This window comes from Streptomyces sp. P9-2 (assembly GCF_051903975.1).
Lineage (GTDB): Bacteria > Actinomycetota > Actinomycetes > Streptomycetales > Streptomycetaceae > Streptomyces > Streptomyces cellulosae.
This window is the reverse complement of record NZ_CP192633.1, coordinates 6,570,471-6,591,018: the sequence shown is the minus strand read 5'-3', so window position 1 is coordinate 6,591,018 and position 20,548 is coordinate 6,570,471. Positions and strand designations below refer to the sequence as shown.

16 protein-coding genes are annotated in these 20,548 nt (G+C 74.0%); 7 read left to right on the top strand and 9 right to left on the bottom strand.

Annotated features, from left to right (window positions below; translation table 11 throughout):
- Positions 1-44 precede the first annotated feature (44 nt).
- A complete protein-coding gene (locus tag ACQY0Z_RS29840; protein WP_439813117.1) occupies positions 45-2,189 on the top strand; it encodes an alpha-galactosidase in 2,145 nt (714 codons plus the stop codon).
- 16 nt (positions 2,190-2,205) lie between these two features.
- Here the strand turns inward: ACQY0Z_RS29840 and ACQY0Z_RS29835 are convergent, their stop codons facing one another.
- From ACQY0Z_RS29835 to ACQY0Z_RS29800, 8 genes are all read right to left on the bottom strand, one after another.
- Positions 2,206-2,649 carry an ATP-binding protein gene (locus tag ACQY0Z_RS29835; RefSeq protein WP_439813116.1) on the bottom strand — a complete coding sequence of 148 codons (444 nt, stop codon included), beginning with the start codon at positions 2,647-2,649 and terminating at the stop codon, positions 2,206-2,208.
- Positions 2,650-2,737: 88 nt separating this feature from the next.
- Positions 2,738-4,837, bottom strand: a complete 2,100-nt coding sequence (locus ACQY0Z_RS29830; protein WP_254586720.1) for a S9 family peptidase — start codon at positions 4,835-4,837, stop codon at positions 2,738-2,740.
- Positions 4,834-6,618 (bottom strand): N-acetylglutaminylglutamine amidotransferase, encoded by a 1,785-nt coding sequence (locus tag ACQY0Z_RS29825; RefSeq protein WP_189900574.1) that lies wholly within the window; start codon positions 6,616-6,618, stop codon positions 4,834-4,836. Before ACQY0Z_RS29825 ends, ACQY0Z_RS29830 begins: the two co-directional genes overlap by 4 nt.
- 157 nt (positions 6,619-6,775) lie before the next feature.
- Positions 6,776-7,972, bottom strand: a complete 1,197-nt coding sequence (locus ACQY0Z_RS29820; RefSeq protein ID WP_439813115.1) for a carboxylate-amine ligase — start codon at positions 7,970-7,972, stop codon at positions 6,776-6,778.
- A gap of 241 nt (positions 7,973-8,213) precedes the next feature.
- A complete protein-coding gene (locus ACQY0Z_RS29815; RefSeq protein WP_254586721.1) occupies positions 8,214-8,549 on the bottom strand; it encodes an STAS domain-containing protein in 336 nt (111 codons plus the stop codon).
- A 47-nt stretch (positions 8,550-8,596) separates the two neighbouring features.
- Positions 8,597-9,844, bottom strand: coding sequence for a PP2C family protein-serine/threonine phosphatase (locus tag ACQY0Z_RS29810; RefSeq protein ID WP_189900571.1), 1,248 nt, complete (start codon positions 9,842-9,844; stop codon positions 8,597-8,599).
- Positions 9,841-10,647: an alpha/beta fold hydrolase gene (locus ACQY0Z_RS29805; protein WP_189900569.1), complete on the bottom strand. Its 807-nt coding sequence runs from the start codon at positions 10,645-10,647 to the stop codon at positions 9,841-9,843. The genes ACQY0Z_RS29810 and ACQY0Z_RS29805 overlap by 4 nt, the downstream gene beginning before the upstream one ends.
- 42 nt (positions 10,648-10,689) lie before the next feature.
- Positions 10,690-11,601, bottom strand: coding sequence for an NAD(P)-dependent oxidoreductase (locus ACQY0Z_RS29800; protein WP_189900567.1), 912 nt, complete (start codon positions 11,599-11,601; stop codon positions 10,690-10,692).
- A gap of 105 nt (positions 11,602-11,706) precedes the next feature.
- Between ACQY0Z_RS29800 and ACQY0Z_RS29795 the strand changes: the two genes are divergently transcribed.
- Positions 11,707-12,336 carry a TetR/AcrR family transcriptional regulator gene (locus ACQY0Z_RS29795; RefSeq protein ID WP_189900565.1) on the top strand — a complete coding sequence of 210 codons (630 nt, stop codon included), beginning with the start codon at positions 11,707-11,709 and terminating at the stop codon, positions 12,334-12,336.
- A 68-nt stretch (positions 12,337-12,404) separates the two neighbouring features.
- Positions 12,405-14,312 (top strand): molecular chaperone HtpG, encoded by a 1,908-nt coding sequence (gene htpG, locus ACQY0Z_RS29790; protein ID WP_439813114.1) that lies wholly within the window; start codon positions 12,405-12,407, stop codon positions 14,310-14,312.
- Between the two features lie 34 nt (positions 14,313-14,346).
- On the opposite strand, the gene ACQY0Z_RS29785 is transcribed toward htpG, so the two are convergent.
- Complete coding sequence (locus ACQY0Z_RS29785; protein ID WP_347226637.1) at positions 14,347-14,913, bottom strand: DUF2269 family protein; 567 nt, start codon at positions 14,911-14,913, stop codon at positions 14,347-14,349.
- Positions 14,914-14,982: 69 nt separating this feature from the next.
- Here ACQY0Z_RS29785 and ACQY0Z_RS29780 point away from each other — a divergent pair, with 69 nt between their 5' ends.
- The 4 genes from ACQY0Z_RS29780 to ACQY0Z_RS29765 all read left to right on the top strand — a co-directional run bounded on the left by ACQY0Z_RS29780 (position 14,983) and on the right by ACQY0Z_RS29765 (position 20,523).
- The gene (locus ACQY0Z_RS29780; RefSeq protein ID WP_254586724.1) at positions 14,983-16,290 is read left to right on the top strand and encodes a cation:proton antiporter; all 1,308 of its coding nucleotides are present in this window, start codon (positions 14,983-14,985) and stop codon (positions 16,288-16,290) included.
- Between the two features lie 77 nt (positions 16,291-16,367).
- Positions 16,368-17,303: a hypothetical protein gene (locus tag ACQY0Z_RS29775; protein WP_439813113.1), complete on the top strand. Its 936-nt coding sequence runs from the start codon at positions 16,368-16,370 to the stop codon at positions 17,301-17,303.
- Positions 17,304-17,478: 175 nt separating this feature from the next.
- The gene (locus ACQY0Z_RS29770) at positions 17,479-19,191 is read left to right on the top strand and encodes a SpoIIE family protein phosphatase (RefSeq protein ID WP_439813112.1); all 1,713 of its coding nucleotides are present in this window, start codon (positions 17,479-17,481) and stop codon (positions 19,189-19,191) included.
- Positions 19,192-19,344: 153 nt separating this feature from the next.
- Positions 19,345-20,523 (top strand): S1 family peptidase, encoded by a 1,179-nt coding sequence (locus tag ACQY0Z_RS29765; RefSeq protein ID WP_189900554.1) that lies wholly within the window; start codon positions 19,345-19,347, stop codon positions 20,521-20,523.
- Positions 20,524-20,548 lie beyond the last annotated feature (25 nt).

The window sequence follows — 20,548 nt, the reverse complement described above, 5'->3', positions numbered from 1 at the left end:
CTTGGGTGTGCGGTGCAATCCCCTGACGCCGATCGTGAGGCACCATGCCGCTCATCACCCGCTCCCCGGACACCGGGGTCTGGCTGCTGACCACCCCGCGCACGTCGTACGCGCTGCGGATCGACGAGACCGGCGCGCCCTGTCATGTGGCGTGGGGCCCGCGCCTCACGCCCGAGGAGGCGGACACGCTCGCGGCGCCGTTCACGGAGCCGTCGAACAGCTTCGAGGGGCGGCCGGCCGTGGGTGAGGAGCTGCCGGTGGACGGCGGCACCCGCTACGGGCCGCCCTCGCTCCAGGTGCGGTACGCGGACGGCTCCCGCGCCTTCGAGTGGGAGCCGGTCGGCCACCGGGTGGACGACGCGGCGCCGGGCCGTGAGGAGCTGGTCCTGGAGTTCCGCGACCGGGTCGTGCCGCTGTCGGTCGCGCTGCACTACCGGGTGCGCGCCGACACGGACGTGATCGAGCGCTGGACCGTGCTGCGCAACGACGGCGACGAGCGGGTGGACCTGCTGCGCGCCGACTCCGCCGCGTGGACGCTGCCGCCCCTGTCCGACTACCGGCTGAGCCATGTCACCGGCCAGTGGTCGGCGGAGACGCGGCTGCACCGGGAACGGCTGCCGCACGGGGAGACCGTGCTGACCAGCCGGCGCGGCATCACCAGCCATCACGCCAACCCCTGGACCATGCTCGACGACGGCACCGCGGACGAGGAGCAGGGGCGTGTGTGGAGCACGGCCCTGGCGTGGAGCGGCAGTTGGCGGATCACCGTGCAGCGCACGCCGGACGGGCGGGCGGGGCTGACCGGCGGCGTGGGCCACGAGGGGACGCGCGTGCCGCTCGCACCGGGCGAGGAGTTCACCACGCCGGTGTCGGCCGGGCTGTTCAGCGACGGCGGTTTCGGTGCGGCGAGCCGGGCGTGGCACGCGTACGTCCGGACGCATGTGCTGCGGCACGCGGACGAGACGGCGCCGGTGCTCTACAACTCCTGGGAGGCCACCGGCTTCGACGTGGACGAGGCGAGCCAACTGGCGCTCGCCGAGCGGGCGGCCCGGCTCGGGGTGGAGCTGTACGTGGTGGACGACGGCTGGTTCGGCGCCCGTCGCAGCGACCGGGCGGGCCTCGGCGACTGGACGCCGACGCCGGACCGCTTCCCGGACGGTCTGCGGCCGCTGTCCGACGCCGTGCGCCGGCTCGGCATGCGGTTCGGCGTGTGGGTGGAGCCGGAGATGGTCAACCCGGACAGCGACCTGTACCGGGCGCACCCCGACTGGGTGCTGCACCTGCCGGGCCGGCCGCGCAGCGAGCTGCGCAACCAGCTCGTGCTGAACTTCGCCCGGCGGGACGTCGCCGACTGGGCGTTCGACTGGCTCACCCGGCTGGTCGCCGAGCACCGCGTGGACTTCCTCAAGTGGGACATGAACCGCGTCTTCGGCGAGTCCGGCTGGCCGGGCCGGGAGGACGGCAACGACCGGCTGTGGACGCGCTACGTGCACCACCTGTACGGCGTGCTGGACCGGCTGCGCGAGGCGCACCCGGAGCTGCGGATCGAGACGTGCAGCGGTGGCGGCGGCCGGATCGACCTGGGCATCCTGGCCCGCACGGACCAGGCGTGGACGTCCGACAACACCGACGCCGTGGACCGGCTGGGCATCCAGCGGGGCTTCAGCCAGGTGTACCCGGCGCGGCTGATGTCCGCGTGGGTGACGGATGTGCCCAACCAGCTCACCCGGCTGTCCGTGCCGCTGAGTTTTCGGTTCCACGTGGCCATGGCCGGGCTGCTCGGTGTCGGCGGGGACCTCACCCGCTGGAGCGAGGAGGAGCTGTCGGAGGCCGCCGAACTGGTGGCCCGCTACAAGGAGATCCGGCATCTGGTGCAGCACGGCGACCAGTACCGGATCGGCGACCCGTACGGCGACGGCACGTCGGCCGTGCAGTACACGGCCCCGGACGGGAGCGAGGCGGTGGTGCTGGCCTTCCGCGCCAGCCCGCGGCACGGTTCGCCGCGGGTGCCGCTCAGGCTGCGCGGGCTGCGGCCGGGCGCCCGCTTCCGGGACACGGCGACGGGCGCGGTGCACCACGCGACGGTGCTGACGGAGTACGGGCTGGACGTCGGTCTGCCGAGCGGCGACTGGGCGAGCGCCCTGATCCACCTGGAGCGGGTGCCGGACGAGGGCTCGGCGAAGAGCTGAGAAGGGGAGGAAGCGGTCAGGCGGAGAGGGCGATGCGCGCGGTGATGCTCTTGCCCTCCGCCTCCTGACGGACGTCGAGGGCCTCGGCGACGGCCATGACGATCTCCAGGCCGTGCTGTCCCACCCGGCCGGGGTCGGCGTCCCGGGGCCGCGGCACCTCCGGGTTGCCGTCGTGGACGACCACCTCGACGGCGCCGCCGAAGACCCGCAGGTCCAGTTCGACGGGGCCCGGCGCGTACTTCCGGGCGTTGGTCACCAGTTCGCTGACCACGAGCTGGGTGATCTCCACCACCCGCTCCGGCACCGGCAGGCCGTCCTGCGTCCGCGCCCGGTCGAGGAACTCGGCCGCGAGGTGCCGTGCCTGCGCTATCCACGCGCCCTCGGCGTTCAGGGCGTACGAAGCCCGCAGCCGGGGTGCGCCTGGCACCGTTTCCCCCTCGTCGACAGGAACTGAATCCATCCGGTCCGCCTTTTACTCGATCACACCGCGCGACTACCCGCATCGCTCCCCCGCACGCCCATGAAGTGTGACAGGTACGTCGGAGACGTCAGCCCGCCAGGTGCCGCTCGAGCCACTCACCTGCGGTGCGCCGGAACAGGCGGCGGTTGTCGGCGCGCCGGAAATCGTGACCTTCGTCACGCAGCAGGAGCAGCTCCGCCTCAAGACCCCTTTCCCGCGCGGCCCTGATGAACTGTTCGGACTCGCCGGGCGGCACGTTGGTGTCGTGCTCGCCGTGCACGGCGAGGACCGGGACGCGCAGGGAGTCGATCCTGCTCATCGGCGACAGGGCGCGCAGCAGGTCCCGGTCGCGTTCCGGATGGCCGTACTTGTGCGCGGCGGACTGCGCGATCCACGGCTCGGTCCCTTCGAAGAAAGTGGTCAGGTCGGACATGCCGCACACGGCGACGCCGGTGCGGAAGAGGTCGGGGTGCCACACCAGGGACGCCATGGTGAGGTAGCCGCCGTAGGAGCGGCCCATGACGGCCATGCGCCGGGGGTCGGCGAGGCCCTCCACCATCACGTGGGCCGCGCAGTCCGCGACGTCGTTGATCGCGGAGAAGCGTCCGGCGCCCAGGTCGGCGTCGGTGAAGCTGCGGCCGTGGCCGGAGGAGCCGCGCACGTCGGGGGCGAACACGTCCAGGCCCCGGTTGAGCAGCTCCAGGTAGAGGGGGTCGAGGACGGGGCGTTCCTGTTCCTCCGGTCCGCCGTGCAGATGGAGGACGCAGGGCGCCGGTTCTCCGGGCGAGCGGCCGGGGGCGCGGTAGTACCAGCCGCCGAGCTGGAGGCCGTCCCGGGCGACGGGCCGCATGGGGGTGGGGCTCACCGGGGTGAAACCGGGCGGGAAGGCGTCCTCGTCGCGGGAGGACCACGGGGTGCGCAGGGGCGCGCCGTGCGGTAGCCACCACACGCCGGGGTGGCGCCGTGAGCCGGACAGGGCGACGACGGGCGCGTCGGGGTCGGCGGTGGGCGCGACGCGGGTGACGACCTCGTGGGGCAGGTCGACGCGGCGTGCGTCGCCGGCCGAGGGCGGTGGGGCTGCGCCCGCCTCGGTGCCGTACGGCGGCGCGGACTTGAGTACGAGCAGTTCGAGGTCGCTGACCCCGTGCCGGTTCCAGGCCAGCACGGCGCGGCGGCCGTCGTGGCCGAGGGCGAGGAGTTCCAGGCCGCAGTCCTCGCGTTCGGCGACGACGCGTGTGGTGTGCAGTTCGCCGCGCGGGTCGAGGTGGGCGGCGAGCAGGGCCGCGTACTCGCGTCCGGCGTCGCTGCGCAGCCAGAGCGTGCCCGCGGACGGGGAGAAGCCGCCCACCCAGGGGTCACCGTCGGCGACCGGGAAGGCGCAGGTCACGGCGGAGTCCTCGGTGCGCACGACCAGCGCCTCGCGGCGTCCGCGGGGGCCCCGGTAGACGAGGGCGAGGCGGCCGTCGCGGCTGAGGTCGCACACCCGCTGGTTGGCGGCGCCGCGTTCGCTGAACAGCAGGACGGGCGCGGCGGTGCCCTCCGGGTCGACGAGGTAGGCGGACAGGGTCCGCTCCTCCAGCTCCCGGTCGGAGGCCGGCCGTACGCCGCCGTCGGCCGCCCCGAGCCGTCCTCCGGCCGGGTCGAGCAGGACGGCCCGGCCGTCTCGGCCCGCCCACTGCGGGGCGTGCTCGGTGCCGGGCGGTGCGGGCGCCTCCGCGTGGTAGCGGTCGGCGTGGCCCGGCGGGGCGGACTCGGTGACGGTCACCGCGATCGCGGAGCCGTCGTGCTGCCAGGAGCCGAGCCGCGCGGACGTGCCGGACTCGCCGCCGGCCAGCAGGTGCCGGCCGGTGCCGTCGGGGCGTACGCACAGCACCCGGGTCAGCTCGCCGCCGCCGGGCGCCGTGGTGTAGGCGATCCACCGGCCGTCCGGCGACCAGGACACCTCCGTGACGGGGTGCGGGTCGGCGTCGAGCCGGCGCACCTCCGGGCCGTCGACGGGGCCGGTCCACAGCTGCGGCACCCCGGCCCGGTCGCAGATGAACGCGACATGCCGCCCGCTCGGGTCGGCGGAGGGGTACCAGCAGCCGTGCACCGCCGGGGGCGGCAGGTCGTACGGCGCCGCGGTGTCGGCCAGGGGGGCGGACTCCGGGGCGTACAGCGCGCTGCCGGGGTTCCGGGTCGCCGTCATCGGATCCCGTGGGTCTGGAGCCAGGTCTCCAGCAGGGCGATCTGCCAGAGGGCGTTGGCCCCGCGCCGGGTGCGGTGGGCGTCGGGCTCGGCGAGCAGCCGCTCCACGTACTCCTCGCGGAAGACGCCGCGGTTCCGGGCCTCGGGGGCGGTCATGGTGTCGCGGACCCGCTGGAGGACGGGCCCGGCCATGTGCCGGATCGCGGGGACCGGGAAGTAGCCCTTGGGCCGGTCGACGACCTCGCGCGGCAGCACACGGCGGCCCGCGGCCTTCAGGACGCCCTTGCCGCCGTCGGCGAGCTTCAGCTCGGGCGGGCAGGCGGCGGCGAGCTCCACCAGTTCGTGGTCGAGGAACGGCACCCGGGCCTCCAGGCCCCAGTCCATGGTCATGTTGTCGACCCGCTTGACCGGGTCGTCGACCATCATCACCAGTGTGTCCAGGCGCAGTTGGGCGTCGAGGGCGGTGTCGGCGCCGTCCTGCGCCATGTGCTGGTGGACGAACTCGGCGGAGGTGTCCCGGTCGGGCAGCATCTCGGGCCGCAGCACGTGCGCCATGTCGGCGTGGGAGCGGTCGGCGTAGGCGTCGATGTACGCCTGGGCGGCCCGCTCGCGGGGCGCGCCCGCCATCGCCGGGTACCAGTCGTAGCCGGCGAACACCTCGTCGGCGCCCTGCCCGCTCTGCACGACCTTGACCTCCTTGGCGACCTGCTCGGACAGCAGGTGGAAGGCGACCACGTCGTGGCTCATCATGGGTTCGCTCATGGCGCGGACGGCTCCGTCGAGGGCGCCGGCGACCCGGTCGGAGGGCACCATCAGCTGGTGGTGGCGGGTGTCGAAGTGCCGGGCCACCAGGTCCGAGTAGTGGAACTCGTCGCCGTCCTCGTCGCCCTCGGACTCGAAGCCGACGCTGAAGGTGGCCAGGTCCCGCTGCCCCTCGTCGGCGAGCAGCGCGACGATCAGGCTGGAGTCCAGGCCGCCGGAGAGCAGCACGCCCACGGGCACGTCGGCGACCATGCGGCGGCGCACGGCCGTGCGCAGGGCGTCCAGGACGGCGTCGGTCCAGTCGTCCGCGGTGAGGTCCGCGTACGCGGGGCGCCGGGTGTGCAGGGGGTGCCAGTAGCGGCGGTCGTGCTGGGTGCCGTCGGGCTCGACGACGCGCACGGTGGCCGGGGGCAGCTTGCGCACGCCGTTGAGGACGGTGCGGGGCGCGACCACGGTGGCGTGCCAGCTCAGGTACTGGTGCAGGGCGACCGGGTCGAGGGAGGTGTCGACGCCTCCGGCCGCGAGCAGGGCGGGCAGCGAGGAGGCGAACCGCAGGCGCTCCGAGGTGGCCGACAGGTAGAGCGGCTTGATGCCGAGCCGGTCGCGGGCGAGGACGACGCGTCCGGTGTCCTGCTCGACGATCACGAAGGCGAACATGCCGTGGAACCGGTCGACGCAGCCGGCGCCCCACTGCTGGTACGCCTTGAGCACGACCTCGGTGTCGGAGTGCGAGAAGAAGCGGTGCCCGAGGGCGTGCAGTTCGTCGCGCAGCTCACGGTAGTTGTAGACGCAGCCGTTGAAGACGCCGGTGAGGCGGGCGCCCGGGTCGGTCATGGGCTGGGCGCCGCACTCCGACAGATCGATGATCTTCAGCCGGCGGTGTCCGAGGGCGACCGGGCCCTGGGACCACAGGCCGCGTCCGTCCGGGCCGCGCGGTGCGAGCCGGTCGGTCATGCGCTCCACCGCCGCGATGTCGGGCCGTCCGCCGTCGAGCCGGATCTCCCCGCTGAGGCCGCACATCAGTGGTTCCTCCCTTCCCTCGGTTCCCGGTCCCTGGGGGCGGTGTCCTGCTGGGTGACGGCGTGGCTGGTCCTGGACATGGGAAGTTGATCACTCTCCTGGTTCGGGATCGGGTGGCGGGCCCGTCGCCGGACGCGGCGCGGGCCGGTGCGCCGGATCAGCCCGGCGTGCCCGGGGCGGTGACCGGGTGGAGGCGCGAGCGGCCGTTGACGTGGTGGGTGGTGGCGACCTGGGGGCGCGGGCGGCGGACCCCGGCGCGGGCCGGGAAGCGGTCGCCGCGCGTCTCGGTGACGAGCAGGTCGATGCCGGTCGGCAGGTCGGCCTCGCGGACCGTGCGGCGCAGCCGGTCGGCCGCGCTGCCGGCGGCGAGCGCCTCGTCGAGCAGGTCGCGCACGTTGACGAAGTCGCCGGACGCCTCCAGGGCGGGGCGCAGCCGGTGCAGCATGCGGCGCAGCACCAGGTGGGCCGGGGCGGCGCGGCGGGTCCACGGGTCGACCAGCGGGCCTTCCAGGCCGGAGCGCGCGGCACGCCAGCCGGCGGCGCGCAGCCACTCGTGGTGGCCGTCGCAGCGCGGGTCGGCGCCTCGCTCCAGGCGGTGGCAGGCGTCGCGCACCAGCGCCCGGAACAGTCCGGCGATCAGCACGACCGTCTCGGCGCGCGGGCAGGCGTCGCCGATCCGCAGCTCCAGCGTGCGCTGGTGGGCGGAGGGGCGGACGTCCTGGTACAGCATGCCGCTGTCGCTGATGACGCCGGAGCCGATCAGTTCCGCGACGGCGGCGTCGTACTCGGCGGCGTTCCGGTAGCAGCCGGCCGGGCCCGCGGTGGGCCAGCGCTGCCAGAGCATGGTGCGCCAGGAGGCGTAGCCGGTGTCGGAGCCCAGCCAGTACGGAGAGCTGGCGGACAGCGCGAGCAGCGGCGGCAGCCAGGGCGACACCAGGCACATGGCGCGGACCGCGGTGTCGCGGTCGGGCACGTCGGCGTGCACCTGGGCGCTGCAGATGAGCTGTTCGTCGGCGACCCGCCGGTACTCGTCCGCCATCCGCCTGAAGCGGGCGTTGGCGGTGACGTCCCGCGGGGTCACCCGGGCCAGCGGCACGGTGCCGGCCGCGACGACGGCCAGGCCCTCCTCGGCGGCCGCGGCGGCCAGGCGGCGCCGGGTGCCGGACAGGTCGGCGTAGAGCCCGTCGAGGGTGTCGTGGACCTCACTGTTGCTCTCCACCGCGGACTGTTGCAGCTCGCTGCTGAAACCGGTGGTGCCGAGTCTTTCCAACAGCAGTCCGGCCCGTGGCACGAGTCGCCCGCTCTCCGCGTCCAGGACGTGGAATTCTTCCTCTGCTCCGATACGCACCGTCACCGCCGGTTTCCCCTCGCGCTAGTCCTGTGCCGGCCCCGCGACGGCTCAGGAGCCACCGGCGGCGCTTTCGGCACACCCCGAGTGCCCCGGATGGCGCAAGAACAATCGAACGGCCCTCGTCAACGGTGTACGGACCGGGACGAGGGGGTGCGTGGACCCGGGCAAGGGCAGGCGCGTGACCCGGCGAGGACCGGCGCGTCCCCCGGCGGGGACGGGCGCGTGACCCGGCAGGGGCGGGCGGTCAGTTCGTCTGGAGGCGGTGGCTGTCGCGCAGGTCGAAGACCTGGTCGAGGCCGGTGAGGTGCAGCAGCCGGCGCAGTGCCTCGGGCACGGCCACGAGGATCAGTCCGGCGCCCGCCGCGACCACGTGGTTGCGGACGGCGATCAGCGCGGTGATGCCGCTGGAGTCGCAGAAGCCCAGCTCGCCCAGGTCCATCACGAGCATCAGCCCGGAGGACACGACCGCGCCGACGGCGGCCTTGCGCAGTTGGTGCGCGTTGCTGTGGTCGAGGTCGCCGGCCACCTCGAGGAGGGGGCCGGCGGGCGTGCGGGACGAGACGATCGTCAGGGGTTTCATGGGGGTCGCTCTGTTCGTTCCGTGAAACTGGTGCTGGAAACGGGTGGTCAGGGGGTGGCGGGGACGCCGATCGCGAGGAGCGCGGTGTCGTCGTCGAGGCCGTCGCCGAAGTCGCGCAGCAGCGCGGTGAGGGCGTCGACGAGGGCGCGGCTGCCCGCGGGGGCGCGCGCGGCGGCGAACGAGCGCAGCGCGTCGTAGCCGTAGAGGTCCCGGCCGGGGCCGACGCGGGCCTCGGTGAGGCCGTCGGTGTAGAGCAGCAGCGTGTCGCCGGGCCGCAGCACGGTGCGCACCTCGACGAACTGCGCCGTGGCGAGCACGCCGACGAGCATGCCGCCGCGGGTGCTCAGGTACTCGGCCGTGCCGTCGGTGCGCAGGACGAGCGCGGGCGGATGGCCGCCGGAGGCGAGCCGGACGGTCAAGGTGTCCCCCACCCGTTCGAACACGCCGGCCACGGCGGTGCAGTAGCGGGGGTCGTCGTCGGTGTAGCGCTCCATGAGGGCCCGGTTGAGGATGCGCAGGTCGTCCACCGGGTCGGCGTCCTGGATCATGGCGGCGCGCAGGGTGTAGCGGGTGAGCGAGGTCAGGGCCGCGGCCTGGGGGCCCTTGCCGCAGACGTCGCCGAGGAAGAAGGCGGTCCGGGTGTCGTCGAGCGGGAACAGGTCGTAGAAGTCGCCGCCGAGCTCCATCGCGGAGGCCGTGTGGTAGTAGCCGGCCGTCTCCACGCCGGGGAGGTCGGGGAGGGTGTCGGGCAGCAGGCTGCGCTGGAGCACGGCCAGGGCCTCGCGCAGCTGGGCGCGGTCGGCCTCGGCCTGTTCGCGGGCATCGTCGGCGGCCCGGCGGGCCCGCAGCAGTTCCTGCTCGTAGGAGCGCCGGTCGGTGGCGTCGAAGACGGTGGTGCGGATCAGCAGCGGTTCGCCGTCGGGGCCGCGCTTGAGGGTGGAGGTGACCAGGACCGGCAGCCGGGGTCCGGCGGCGGTGCGCATCTCCAGCGCGACGCCGCCGAGGTGGCCCTGCATGCGCAGCAGCGGGGCGAAGTGCGTCTCGTGGTAGAGCCGGCCGCCGACCGTGAGGAGGTCGCTGAACCGCTTGCGGCCGACGACGTCCTCACGGGACAGGCCGAGCCATCCCAGCAGGGTGGCGTTGATCTTGGCGATGGTGCCGTCCATCAGGGTGGACAGGTAGCCGCACGGCGCCGACTCGTACAGGTCCTCCGCCGAGTCCTCCAGCAGGGAGCTGAACGCGGGTCGGGCGCCGGGCGTCTTCGCGCCGGGGTCGTCCGCGGCGCCCGGGTTCAACGGACCCCTGAGGACAGGAACGCGCGGATCGCCGAGGCGGTGGCCTCGGGGGCGCTGAGCTGCGGGCAGTGGCCGACGGCGTCGAGGGTGACCAGTTCGCTGCCCCGCACCGCGGCGTGGACGTACGCGCCGACCTCGCGGGGCGCGATGACGTCCTGTTCGCACTCCAGGATGAGGGTGGGGACGGTCACGGTCTCGAGGTCCTTGCGGCTGTCGGAGAGGAACGTCGTGCGGGCGAAGACCCGGGCGATGTCCGGGTCGGTCGCGCAGAAACTGTTGGTCAGTTCCTCGCCGAGCTCCGGCCGGTCCGGGTTTCCCATGATGACCGGGGCCATGGCCGCGGACCAGCCGAGGTAGTTCGACTCCAGGGACTCCAGCAGCTCGTCGATGTCCTCGGCGGAGAACCCGCCGCGGTAGCCGTCCTCGTCGATGTAGCGGGGCGAGGGGCACACCATCACGAGGGCGCCTATGCGCCCGGGGGCGGCGGCCGCGGCCAGCACGCCGGTCATGGAACTCACCGAGTGGCCGACGACGACCGCGTCGCGCAGGTCCAGCTCCTCGCAGACCTCGACCAGGTCGCGGGCGTAGCCGTCGAGGGAGGAGTAACGATCCTCCTGCCAGGCGGACAGGTCGGAACGCCCGGCCCCGACGTAGTCGAAGAGCACCAGCGGGTGGTCCTCGGCGAGAAGCGGCTCGACCAGACGCCACATGTTCTGGTCACAGCCGAACCCGTGCACGAGGACGACAGGACGCCCGGTGGTGGCCCCGGTCACACGGACGTTGTTCCTGCGGAGGATGCTCATCCGCCCATGCTCGCACGCTGGGCGGTGCGGGCGTCGCCGGACTCAGGCGGGCCCGCCGCCGGGGCCCGCGAGGGGGGCGGGAGCCGCGTCGGTGCGGGCTTCCAGGGCGCGCAGCACGGCCACCATGTCCTCGCCGCCGTGCCCGCCCGCCACGGTCTCCTCGAAGAGGGCGTGGCACACGTCGAGCAGCGGTGAGGCGACCCCCGCCGCCCGGGCGGCCTCGGCGATCAGGCGGTTGTTCTTCAGTACGTCGGTGGCGGCGGCCTGGACGGCGAAGTCGCGGGCGAGCAGTTTGGGCGCCTTCATCCGGGACACGGAGCTGGCCATGGGGCCCGCGTCCAGCACGTCGAGGAAGCGGGCGCGGTCGAGGCCGTGCCGGTCGGCGAAGTGGAACGCCTCGGTGAACCCGGTGACCTGGGTGATCAGGAAGAGGTTGACGGCGAGCTTCATCAGCAGGGCGCCCGGCACCGGCCCGCAGGCGAAGATCTCCCGGCACATCGGGGCGAGCAGCGGGCGCGTGTCCGCGAGGACGGAGTCCTCGCCCGCCAGCATCGCGACGAGTCCGCCCTGCTCGGCGGGGACGCGGGAGCCGGAGACGGGCGCCTCGGCGTAGGCGCCTCCGGCGGCGCGTACGTCCTTCTCCAGCACGGCGGAGTACTCGGCGGACGTGGTGCCCATGTGGACGACGGTGCGTCCGGCGACGCGCCCGGCGAAGGCGGGGGTGCCGCGGCCGAGCACGGTGTCGACGGCCGCCTCGTCGGCCAGCATCAGCAGCACCGTGTCCGCCCGCTCGAACACCTCGGCGGGGCCGGCGGCCACCTCGGCGCCGGCGTCACGCAGGGGCGCGCACCGCTCCGGAGTGCGGTTCCACACCACGAGCGGGGTCCCGGCGCGCGCGAGGTTGAGCGCCATGGGCCGCCCCATGACCCCGAGTCCGACGAAGCCCATCCGCATGCCGCACCACCGCCCTCGCTGCTATGACCGCTGTCATAGTAGCCGCGTTTATGACGACGGTCATAGGCTGGATCCGCAGGGAGCTGACGAGATGCGGGAGGCCGGATGGCAGGCGCCGAGCGGGGGCCGCGGGAGCGGATGGTGTTCAGCGCCGCCCAGCTGATCCGCCGCGAAGGGGTCGGCGCGACGGGCATGCGCGAGGTGGCCGCCCACGCGCGAGCGCCACGCGGCTCGCTCCAGCACTACTTCCCCGACGGCAAGGAGCAGCTCGTCAACGAGGCCGTCGGCTGGGCCGGCCGCTACGCCGGGAACCGGGTGGCGCGGTTCCTCGCCGCGCTGCCGGAGCCGACGCCGTCCGGGCTGTTCGCCGAGATGGTCCGCCAGTGGACCGACGAGTACGAGAGCGAGGGGTTCGACGGCGGCTGCCCGGTCGCGGCGGCCACGGTGGACTGCGCCCGTACGGCCGACTCCACGCGGCAGGCCGTCGAGGCGGCCTTCACCCGGTGGACGGGCGCGGTGGCCGGCGCCCTGGCGGACATGGGCGTGCCCGAGGAGCGCAGCCGGCCGCTCGCCACGCTGATGATCAGCTCCCTCGAAGGGGCCATCCTGATCGCCCGGGCCGAGCGCAGCGTCCGCGCCCTGACGACGGCGGCCCGCGAACTCGGCCCCCTGCTGGACGCGGCGGTGACCCGGCCCGCCAAGGGCGGCGGATCAGGCGGAAGCGTGGGGAGCTGACGCCGCGTTGACTACAGTGATCGCGCCAGTATCCGGCGTTTCATGGACCAGTGAGGTAATCGCGAACCATGTCGACCGAAACGTTTGAGTTCCAGGTAGAGGCTCGTCAGCTGCTCCAGCTGATGATCCACTCGGTCTACTCGAACAAGGACGTCTTCCTCCGTGAGCTCGTCTCCAACGCCTCGGACGCGCTCGACAAGCTGCGGCTCGCCAAGCTGCGCGACGACACGCTCGACGCCGACGTCTCCGACCTCCACATCGAGCTGGAGACCGACCAGGACGCCCGGACGCTCACCGTGCGGGACAACGGCATCGGCATGTCGTACGACGAGGTCGGCGAGCTGATCGGCACCATCGCCAACTCCGGCACGGCGCAGTTCCTGAAGGAGCTGAAGGAGGCGCAGGACGGGGCCGGGGCGGAGGGGCTCATCGGGCAGTTCGGCGTGGGCTTCTACTCCGGGTTCATGGTCGCCGACGAGGTGACCCTGGTGACCCGGAAGGCCGGCGAGAAGCAGGGCACCCGCTGGTCCTCGCGCGGCGAGGGCACGTACACGCTGGAGCGGGTCGACGACGCGCCGCAGGGCACCTCCGTGACCCTGCGCCTGAAGCCGGCCGACCCGGACAACCAGCTGCACGACTACACGTCGGTGTGGAAGATCAAGGAGATCGTCAAGCGCTACTCGGACTTCATCACCTGGCCGATCCGGCTGGTCGGTGAGAAGAACGGGAAGGGCGACGACGGCGAGGGCGCCGGGCCCGAGACGCTGAACTCGATGAAGGCGCTGTGGGCGCGCCCGCGCGACGAGGTGTCCGAGGACGAGTACCACGAGCTGTACAAGCACATCGGCCACGACTGGCGCGAGCCGCTGGAGACGATCCAGCTGCACGCGGAGGGCACCTTCGAGTACCAGGCCCTGCTGTTCGTCCCGTCGCACGCCCCGCACGACCTGTTCCGGCAGAACATGCGGCACGGTCTCCAGCTGTACGTGAAGCGCGTGTTCATCATGGACGACTGCGAGGCGCTGCTCCCGGCGTACCTGCGGTTCGTCAGGGGCGTGGTGGACGCGCAGGACCTGTCGCTCAACGTGTCCCGCGAGATCCTCCAGCAGGACCGGCACATCCGGATGATGCAGCGCCGGCTCACCAAGAAGGTGCTGTCCTCGGTGAAGAGCATGATGACCGGGAACCCGGACAGGTACGCCACGTTCTGGCGGGAGTTCGGCGCGGTGCTGAAGGAGGGTCTGGTCACCGACCCCGACAACCGGGAGGCGCTGCTCGCGGTGGCGTCGTTCGCCTCCACGCACGAGGACGGCGAGGCGGTCACGCTCGAGCAGTACGTGGAGCGGATGCCGGAGGGCCAGGACGACATCTACTACATCACCGGCGAGTCCCGCGAGACGATCGACAACTCGCCGCACATGGAGGCGTTCCGGGAGCGCGGCATCGAGGTGCTGCTGCTCACCGACCCGGTCGACGAGGTGTGGGTGGACGCCGTCGGCGAGTTCGAGGGCAAGCGGCTGCGGTCGGTCGCCAAGGGCGAGATCGACCTGGACGCGCGTGAGGACGACAGGAGCGAGGACGAGCAGAAGCAGCAGGCGGAGGCGTACGCGGGGCTGCTCGGCTGGATGCGCGAGCGGCTGGACGACGACGTCAAGGAGGTGCGCCTGTCGACGCGGCTCACCCGCTCCCCGGCCTGCCTCGTCGCCGACGCGAACGACCTCACTCCGGCGCTGGAGAACATGTACCGGGCCATGGGCCAGGAGGTGCCGCACACCAAGCGCATCCTCGAGCTCAACCCGGACCACGCCCTGGTGAAGGGGCTGAACGAGGCGTACACGGAGCGGGAGGACCGCTCGGAGCTCACCGACGCCGCCGAGCTGCTGTACACCCTCGCCGTGGTGGCGGAGGGCGGCCGGCCCAAGGACCCGGCGCGGTTCGTGCGGCTGATGGCGGACCGGCTGGAGCGCACGCTGTGAGGTGACGCGGCTCTCGTGCGCCGCGGCCCGCCCGTCAGACGCGGGCGGGCTCGGCGGGCGTCTCCTTACGGGCCGCCTGCCGCAGCCGCCTGCCGCGGCGGGTGAGCCCCCAGGGCTTGAGGACCGAGATCACCGTCATGAAGACGTAGGCGGACAGGGACACCACCGGCCCGAAGAGGACGTCGCCGCCGCCGGGCAGAGGGCCTCCGGCGGACACGGCCGCCACCGCCTCGTTCACCCCCGGCCGCAGCGCGAAGGCGGTCGCGGTGGTGGTGGCGAGGGTCAGCCAGAACTTGGTCCACACCCAGCGGTGCCGGGCAAGCCCCCAGGGCGTACCGAGGGCCAGGACCAGTCCGCTGACGAGGGTCAGCAGGGCGACCGGCAGCAGGAGCCAGTCGGCGAACAGCCGCATGGACCGCACGGCCGCCTCCAGCGTGGCGGCCGAGCCGGTGGTGTTCGCGGCCAGACCGAGGGCGAGCAGCCCGGCGGAGAGCCCCAGCCAGCCGGCGGAGGCGACGACATGGACGGCGAGGAAGGCCCGGCGTGCGGGACGGTCGAGTTTCACGCCGTCCACGGTGCCGGGCCCGGCCGCCGCGGACATCCCACGGCGGGAGTAACCCCGCGTACCGACGTGGGCGTACGTCACGGCAGGCGGGGGCACAAGTGAGCGGTGACCACAGCAGACTTCCTCTTCGCCCTCCTCGGCGCGGTCGCCCTGGGCGCGGCCGTGCTCCCGCGGCTGCTGGCCCGCAGGCCGCTGTCGCTGCCCCTGGTGTTCCTGGCGCTCGGCGCCGCCGTCCAGGTGCTGCCGCTCCCGCTGCCCGAGATCGATCCGGTGGCGGACGGGGTGTGGGTGGAGCACCTCGCGGAGATCTGCGTGGTTCTCTCGCTCATGGGCGCGGGTCTCGCCCTCAACCGGCCCTTCGGCCGCGAGAGCTGGCAGGGCGTGTGGCGTCAGCTGGGCATCACGATGCCGCTGACCATAGCCGCCGTGGCCGCCCTCTCCTGGGGTCTGCTGGACTGGCCGGTGGCCGCCGCGCTGCTGCTGGCGGGGGTGCTCGCGCCGACCGACCCGGTGCTCGCCTCCGAGGTGCGCGTCGGTGAGCCGACGGACGCGGAGCACGACGAGGACGAGGTCCGCTTCACCCTGACCGGAGAGGCGGGGCTGAACGACGGGCTCGCCTTCCCGTTCGTGGCCGCCGCGACGGCCCTGGCCGCCGCGGGCGGGACTCTCACCGGCGGCGGTGTCGGCCACTGGCTGCTGGTGGACGTGCTCTACAAGTGCACGGCGGGCGTGGCCGCGGGCCTCGCCGTCGGGGCGCTGCTGGGCCGGCTGTTCTTCCGGGCCCGGTGGCAGACGATGCGGTTGTCGGAGCACAGCGAGGGGTTCGTCGCCCTCGCCGCGACCTTCCTCGCGTACGGGGTGACGGAGCTGGTGCACGGGTACGGCTTCCTGGCGGTGTTCGTCACCGCCTGCCGGATCCGCGCGGCGGAGCGCACCCACGGTTACCACGGGGTGCTGCACGACTTCGTGGAGCAGCTCGAGCGGCTGCTGACGGCGGTGCTGCTGTTCCTGGTGGGCGCGTTCGTCGCCCAGGGCGGGCTCGGCCCGCTGAGCTGGCAGGGCGCGGCGGTGGCGGTGCTGCTGCTGCTCGTCGTCCGCCCGCTGACCGGGTGGGTCGCCCAGTTCGGCGTGGCGGCGGGCCCCCGCGAGCGGGTGGTCACCGCCTTCTTCGGCATCCGCGGCATCGGCTCCCTGTTCTATCTGGCGTACGCGCTGGCCTCGCACGACTTCGGGGTACCGCCCGAGGTGCTGTGGGCGGTGGTGACGTTCACGGTGATCGCCTCGGTGGTGCTGCACGGGGTGAGCGCCACGCCCGTCATCTCCCGACTGGACCGGCTGCGGCTGCACCGCGCCAAGGCGAACGGCGGCGGGCCGGATCCCGACGACCACGAGGTGGCGGGCGAGCGCCTGTGAACGCCCTGGCCACGAGCGTCCGACGGGCGGTCCGTCCCGATGTGCGGGGGCGCCGGGTTCGGTGTTGTGTGGGGATCATGCGGCGCGAGGACGGGCGGCCCGGCCCCGAGGACGACGTCGAGGCGGTCCTCGACGAGCTGTACTCGCTGCCGCCGTCGGAGTTCGTCGCCCGGCGGGAGGAGCGCGCGGCGCGGGCCCGGACGCGGCGCCGCGCCCAGGACGCCCGCCGTATCCACGCCGCCCGCCGTCCCACCCTCGCCGGGTGGGCCGCGAACCTGCTGCGGCGGTCGCGGCCCGACGAGGCGGAGCGGTTCCTGGAGCTGGGGCGGGCGCTGCGGGAGGCGTACGCCACGCTCGACCCGAGCGGTCTGAAGGAGCTGTCGGCGCAGCGCCGTCGCATCGTCTCCGAGATGTCACGGCAGGCGGCGGCGCTGGCGCGGGAGGCGGGGCATCCGCTGTCGGACGCGGTGCAGCGGGACGTCGAGACGACGCTGCGCGCCGTGCTCGCCGACCCGGAGGCCGCCGCGGTGTGGGAGGCGGGCCGGGTGGAAGGTGTGCTCACCCCTCCCTCGGAGTTCGGCGCGGACGCGGTCGCCGCCGCGCCTCCCCGCCGCGAGCCCGCGCGCGCCCGGAAGCCGCGTACGGACCCGACGGCGGCGCCGAAGAAGGACGAGGAGGCCGAGCGGCGGCGCGCCGAACGGGAGGAGCGCGCGGCCCGGGCCCGGGAGGAGGCGCGGGCTGCCGAGGAGCGGCTGCGCGGGCGGCGCGCGGCACGCCAGGAGGCCGCGGGGGCGCTGGAAGAGGCGGAGGAGCGGGAGCGGGAGGCCGGGGAACGGGTGGCCGCCCTGGAGGAGCAGCTCGCCGAGGCCCGTACGGAACGGGAGCGGGCGGGGGCGGAACTCGGCGAGGCGCGGGAGCGCGACCGGGCCGCGGCGGAGGAGCTGAAGGGGGCCGAGCGCGAGGCGGCCGCCGCCGCGCGCCGGGCCGGACGGGCGGAGGGGCACGACGCGTGACAGGGCAGCACGGGAGACGGCGGAGCGGGGAGAGACAGGCGCGGTACTCCGGGTACCCGGGGGCCGCACCCGCCCGCGGGGACGCCCGGGCGGAGGCGCCCGGACGGAGCGGAGCACGGGAGGTGCGTCACGTGACGGAGCGGGGACGGGCCGCCCGTCGGACGGGGGCCACGGGATGACGTCCGACGGCACACCGGACGCGGCGGACAGCTCGGCCCGGGCCGTCCCGGCGTCACTGAGCTCGCTGCTGGCGTCCCTCGACACCGGCGCGTACGTGGTGGACGCGACGGGCACGGTCGTGGCGGTGAACGCGCGGGCCGGGAAGCTGCTGAGGCGGCCGGCCGGGGAGTTCCTGGGCCGGGACGCGCACGAGCTGCTGCACCGCAGCCGGTACGGCGGCACCCTGCCGCGCGCCCGGTGCGGAATGCGGCAGGCCTACATGGCGGGCCGGACCGTGCAGTCGGAGGAGGAGTGGTTCGAGCGCGGGGACGGCTCCCTCCTGCGGGTGTCCTGGCTGGTCACCCCGTGCCGCACCGACGACGGGACGGTCCGCACGCTGGTGCTGTTCCATACGCCGCACGACCCGGTTGAGACGCGCACCCCGGGCGACCGGTTCAGCAGCCCGCTGCCCGAGCTGGAGCGGCTGGCGCTGCTGGCGGAGACCACCACCCAGCTGACCGCCACCCTGGACGTCGAGCAGGCGCTGCGCAGGCTGGTGCGGCTGGTCGTGCCGCAGCTCGCCGACTGGGCGGTCGTCGACCTGGCCGCCGAGCGCGGCCGGGTGCGCCGGTCGACCGTGGTCCACGCCGAGGGCGACGACCTGGTGCGGCGCGACGACCTCGAAGGCCCCCTCTCCCCCGTCCCGGAGGACTCGCCGCTGCCGCTGGCGCGGGCCCTGCGCGGGGTCTCCCCCGCGCTGGACGCGCCCTCCCCGCGGCTCGCGGCGGACTCCCCCCTCGGGGCCGAACAGGCCCGCCTGTTCGCCGAGTCGGGCATCCACTCGGCGGCCGTCGCGCCGATCCGGGGTGTGCGGGAGGTGCTGGGCGCGCTGACCCTGGGGCGGGCCGGGCGGCCGGAGGCGTTCACCGCGGACGACCTGCCGCTGCTGGAGGACATCTGCCGCCGTGCGGGGCTGGCGCTGGACAACGCCCGGCTGTACGAACGGCAGCGCACGGTCGCCGAGACCATGCAGCGCCATCTGCTGCCGCAGCTCCCGCACGTGCCCGGCCTGGAGATGTACGCGCGGTACCTGGCCGCCCCGGACGCCTCGCAGGTGGGCGGTGACTGGTACGACGCGTTCGTGCTGCCGGACGGGGCGACCGCGCTGGCCGTCGGGGACGTCGTCGGGCACGACCTGGACGCGGCGGCGGGCATGGCGCAGCTGCGCAACGTGCTGCGGGCGTACGCGTGGAGCCAGGAGGAGCCGCCCAGTGTCATCGTGTCGCGGCTCGACCGGGCGGCCGTGCACATCACCGACGTCACCATGGCGACCCTGGTGTTCGCCCGTCTGTCCCAGGAGGACGACGGGCGGTGGACGCTGGAGTGGACCAACGCGGGGCATCCTCCGCCTCTGCTGGTCACGCGGGACGGCGAGGCGCGTTTCCTCGACGGCGGGCACGGCATGCTGCTCGGCACCGCCCTGGAGCGGCCGCGTCCCGACGGCGTGACCGAAGTGCCGCCCGGGGCCACGCTGTTGTTCTACACGGACGGTCTGATCGAGGAACCGAGCCGGTCCCTGGACGAGGGCCTGGAACTGCTGCGTACGCACGCGGCGGCGCTGGCGGAGCACCCGCCGGCCCGGTTCACCGACCTGGTGCTGGAGCGCGCCCGCCCGGCCGGGAACGACGACGACGTCGCCCTCCTCACCGTGCGCGTGCCCGTGGAGTAGGGCCCTGGAGCGGGCTTTCGGCCGGACGGCCGGAAACTTGGCATAGACCTGCCATGATCAAGTCGCTAGGCTTCGCCCCGACTCGTTAGAGAGCGCTCTCAGACGTGTGTGTTCCACCCCCACCTCTGCTGGAACGACGAAGGGCGACCTTCCATGAGACGACGCACCGGACTCACGCACGCGGCCGTGGCCGCGGCGCTGCTGATCGGCAGCTGGGCGGCGGCCGGCACCCTCCCCGCCTCGGCGCAGGAGGCCCCCGCCCCCGCCTCCGCCGCGGCCGACGCCTCCGCACCCGCCTCCCCCGCACTGCTCGACGCCATGCGGCGCGACCTCGGCCTGACCCGCGCCGAGGCGGAGGCCCGGCTGGCCGCCGAGCAGCGGGCCACCGCGCTGCTCCCCACGGCGCGCAGGACCGCCGGATCCGCCTACGGGGGTTCCTGGTTCGACCCCCGCAGCGGCAAACTGACCGTCGCCGTCACGCCGGACGCCGGTGCCACGACCGTCCGCACCCTGCGCGAGTCCGGTGCCGCCGTCCGCACCGTCGAGCACACCGAACAGCAGCTCGACACGGCCAAGTCCAGCCTCGACCGCCTCGACGCCCCTGCGGGCGTGGCCAGTTGGGCCGTGGACCCGGCCGCCAACACGGTCGTGGTGACCGTGGTCGAGGACGCGCGGACCGACAACGATGTCCGCGCCTTCGTGAGGAAGGCGCGCGCGGCCGGTCCGGTGACCGTGCGGACGGTGGCGGACGCACCGTCCACGTTCGCCGCCGGCACGGTCGGCGGCGACCCGTACTACACGGGCAACGTCCGCTGTTCCATCGGCTTCTCGGTGCACGGCGGCTTCGTCACCGCCGGGCACTGCGGGGGCGTCGGCCAGCAGGTGCGCGGCTGGGACGGCTCGTACATCGGGAACTTCCAGGGCTCCTCGTTCCCCGACAACGACTACGCCTGGGTGAACGTGGGCAGCGGCTGGTGGACCGTGCCGGTGGTGCTCGGCTGGGGCACCGTCTCCGACCAGCTGGTGCGCGGCTCGGCCGAGGCCCCGGTCGGCGCCTCGATCTGCCGCTCGGGTTCGACGACCCACTGGCACTGCGGCGCCGTGCTGGCGAAGAACGAGACCGTGAACTACGCCCAGGGCGCGGTGCACCAGATGACGAAGACCAGCGTGTGCGCCGAGGGCGGCGACTCGGGCGGCTCCTTCATCAGCGGTGACCAGGCGCAGGGCGTCACCTCCGGCGGCTGGGGCAACTGCTCCAGCGGGGGCGAGACCTGGTTCCAGCCGGTCAACGAGATCCTCAACCGATACGGGCTGACGCTGCACACGGCCTGACAACTCCCCTTCCGCACCCAGCGGC